Source organism: Pseudomonas sp. GL-R-19 (assembly GCF_019956375.1).
Classification (GTDB): domain Bacteria; phylum Pseudomonadota; class Gammaproteobacteria; order Pseudomonadales; family Pseudomonadaceae; genus Aquipseudomonas.
On record NZ_JAHBDJ010000090.1, the window covers coordinates 1 to 1,042 of the forward strand.

Consider the following 1,042-nt stretch of genomic DNA (forward strand, 5'->3'; position numbering starts at 1 on the left):
GGCTGCTGCCGTCGCTGAGATTTTTCTCGTAGACCGTCAGCTCACCGCCATACACGTTGAGGCCGTTGAGGGTCACCGGATTGTCGTTGTTGTAGACGTTGAGCACCAGGTTGGCGGTGCTGCTGTCTCCGTCCGAGTCGGTGAGGGTGTAGGTGAAGGATTCGGTGCCGTCGCCACCGCCATGCAGGGCTTTGAAGTCGGCATCGCTGGTGTTCAGCGTGTAGGTGTAGGTGCCGTTGGCGTTGAGCACCAGGGTGCCGTAAGTGCCGGTGAAAGTGCCGGGGGTGATCGGGCCGGTGTTTTCACCGAGCGTCACCTGGTCGGCGCCTTGCACGTCGTTGCTCAGCACGTTGCCATTGAGGGTCAACAGGGTTTCCGAGGCGGTACTGGCGTTGCTGTCGTCCACGCCATTGGGTAGGTCGTCGACGATGTTGACGTCCAGCGAACCGGTCGCGGTGGTGCCGTTGTCGTCAACCACGGTCACGGCGAACTGTTCGGGCAGCGTGTTGGCGCCGTTAGCGGTTGGGTGGGTTTCGTTATCGTTGAGGGTGTAGCTGTAGCTGATCACCCCGGTCGCCGCGTTGAACCCGGTGATGGTCAGCGTGCTGCCCAGCGGGGTGGTGATCGATTGCGGGAAGCCGGCGGCCACGCCACCGCTGACCACGGCGATGCCGCCCACGGTCAGGGTCGTGACACCGTCGAGGGCGGTGACGGTGAAGGTGCCGCTCTGGGTCAGGGCCGGCGTGTCGGGGCTGCTGCCGTCGCTGAGATTTTTCTCGTAGACCGTCAGCTCACCGCCATACACGTTGAGGCCGTTGAGGGTCACCGGATTGTCGTTGTTGTAGACGTTGAGCACCAGGTTGGCGGTGCTGCTGTCTCCGTCCGAGTCGGTGAGGGTGTAGGTGAAGGATTCGGTGCCGTCGCCACCGCCGTGCAGGGCTTTGAAGTCGGCATCGCTGGTGTTCAGCGTGTAGGTGTAGGTGCCGTTGGCGTTGAGCACCAGGGTGCCGTAAGTCCCGGTGAAAGTACCGGGGGTGATCGG

At 63.1% G+C, this 1,042-nt stretch carries 1 protein-coding gene; it reads right to left on the reverse strand.

Annotated features, from left to right (window positions below; all coding sequences use genetic code 11):
• A partial coding sequence (locus tag KGA83_RS28860) for an Ig-like domain-containing protein (protein WP_223531446.1) occupies positions 1 to 1,042 on the reverse strand: 1,042 nt, incomplete at both ends.